Source organism: Luteimonas panaciterrae, from assembly GCF_020511115.1.
GTDB lineage: Bacteria > Pseudomonadota > Gammaproteobacteria > Xanthomonadales > Xanthomonadaceae > Luteimonas > Luteimonas panaciterrae.
Map to the genome: position 1 here is coordinate 1 of NZ_JAJAVH010000043.1, position 2,392 is coordinate 2,392.

Here is a 2,392-nt window from a genome sequence, read left to right on the forward strand (position 1 = left end):
CGCTTATGGCCGATAGCGGCCGTTGTTTCGATCCTCTTTCGGGGCGCGAAGGTGATTTCGCAAACAGCGAACGGAGGGGCGCTAAGTACCCGCCACACAAGGAAAATTTTTTCGGCCTGCGAAAATGGCATTTTCGCAGAACGGAGACTGGAGACCGCGTAGAGGCGGAAACGGAGAAATTTCCGACTTTCCGAAGAGCGGGCCGTTTTCGCACAGACGCGAAAACACTGCGGAAATAGGGGGTCTTTGGACGAAAAAAAACCGACGGAGACTCGTCGGTTTTTTAGGAGTGGTGGACCAAAGGAAACGTAACACCGAAAAATCTCTGGGGCCTCATGTTGCCTCATGTTGCCTCATGAGGCCTAAAGAGCACTCCTGAAAACGGCCAATGGTGGAGCTGGAGCACGAGCCTACAAATATTCGCGCCTACCGTAAGATGACCATCGCCTTGCTCGACCGGCTCACACACCGCTGCCACATCATCGCGACCGGCAACGAATCGCATCGCTACCGGCACAGCAGCCAGACCACGGGACAACGCAACGCATCAAGACACGAGAGAACTCGCGTAAGCGCGTGTAGGCTGAGGAACCCAACAACAAAGAGACCATGCTGGTAGCTAGCCATCAACAGACGCAAAACGTAGTGTTATCCACAGACGGCCACCACGAGTGCCCACCTCCACCCGGTCAGTTTTAAATCGGCATGGCGGGTCAAGTTTAAGTCGGCGACAACACACGGAGGTTCGGGCCGGAGCAGGGCGGGCTTCTTATTAGACAAGGGTTGTCGCCGCAGATTTAGCACATGCCGGCCGCTTCCGCTCACCACCCTCGTTTGCGGCAGGCTGTGCGTCTCGAGAAAAACCTAGTGGGCGTAGTGGAACGTTGCCTTCACAGGATAGTGATCCGAGATTTCGTTGTAGTACCCGTCATGCCAGTAGCGGCCGCCGGGTAAGCTCCACCAGCCGCGCATCCACCACCAGAAGCGGCGCTCGGCGGAGGCCAACCTGATTACGGTCTGCACCGGTGGCTTGGCCGGAGACAAATGGTCTGGCCGCCACATTACGTAGTCGATAGTGTCATCGTAGTCCTGGCTGAAGCCGGTGTAGTAAGCATTGGTCTTGGCCAACCAGTTGTGCCGAGACGAATAGCTGCCGTAGCCCGCAATGGCCGGATAATCCAGGTCGACACCAGCGGCGTCGAGCATGGAGATCACATCGTCGCCCTTGCTGTATTCCACGTTGAAGTCGCCGGCTAGAATTAGCGGCTCGTTCTTGGCGATGCCGAAGCCATCCAGCCACTGGCGCAGTTCGCGCAGTTGGGCCATGCGCACAGCATGCTCGCGGCGGCCGTCGCTGTTCTGGTCGGCCTGCAGGTGGGTGCCGGCGATGTGGTAATCGTAGCCTTGCTTGCGCACGCGCACATAGGCCGCGCCCTTGTTCGACAGATAGTCCGCGCTGCCAACGAGGCTGTTGCGGTAGATCAGCGCATGTTGCTCGATGATCGGCCAGCGGCTCAACACGATTACCCCGCCACGGATCACGAACAGGGAATTGGAGCAGTTGCCCACGATCGAATTCCAGCCGCCGCCACGACAGACCTGCCCTACCACCGGCGTGCGGTAGGGGTACAGATCGGCCAGTTCGCCCAGCCGCGCATAGGCGTCGTTCGTAAACACTTCCTCAAATACGATCACGTCCGGTGCTTGCGGCATCGAGCGGATCGCGGCGGGCGTGCGCTTGGCGCGACTGGCCTGGTCCCAGTCCATGGCCGGCAGGAAGGGCAGCTGCATCAGGTTGTAGGTCATCACGGTCAGCTCCGGCCGCGCGGCCTGGGCTAGCGGGGACAGGCCGAGGAGAATTAGGCATAGCAACAAGCGATATGTCAGTTTCATCGCGACATTCCGGGAGCGGCGAACTCAGCACTGTGCCGGGGCTTTATGACAAGCGTATGTAGGCAAGCGCGAATCCGCGCGATGCGCGATGTGTTCGTGAGATGAGGCGAAGCTACACAAGCTAACTGACGGCCCGTGCACATTAGTGAGGGGGCGTGTGCGGATATGCAGGGAATCTTCTTCGAAGACATGGCTCCGGCGCGATGTTGTCGCTGTAGGCGTGTCGGCCCCGTGACTGCCCGATTGCAGTCGGGCAAGATCATTCGTGCGCGGGCGAGGCGGTGACGCGTAGCATTGGGTTGGCCGTGCTGCACGCATCTAGAAGGTCCAGCCCACGGTCACGAATGTGGTTCCGTCAATTGGATTCGAAACGTGAGTGCGTCCCCGGCTGTCTGGAATGCCCGTGGTGTAGTGCTTGTACATGCCGGCTCCATTCCAGGCCCGAGCATAACCAACGGTCAGATCAATGCCCGCGAAGGTCCGCTTTAGTGTCACGCTC

1 protein-coding gene and 2 pseudogenes are annotated in these 2,392 nt (G+C 59.2%); 1 reads left to right on the forward strand and 2 read right to left on the reverse strand.

Annotated features, from left to right (window positions below):
- Positions 1–433: 433 nt before the first annotated feature.
- Positions 434–619 (forward strand): annotated as a pseudogene (locus LG367_RS18130) (ATP-binding protein); the annotation flags it as partial.
- 245 nt (positions 620–864) lie between these two features.
- On the opposite strand, the gene LG367_RS18135 reads toward LG367_RS18130, so the two are convergent.
- Entirely contained in the window at positions 865–1,893 is a 1,029-nt protein-coding gene (locus LG367_RS18135) for a sphingomyelin phosphodiesterase (protein ID WP_226470670.1), read from the reverse strand.
- Between the two features lie 318 nt (positions 1,894–2,211).
- Positions 2,212–2,392: pseudogene (locus tag LG367_RS18140) on the reverse strand (TorF family putative porin); the annotation flags it as partial.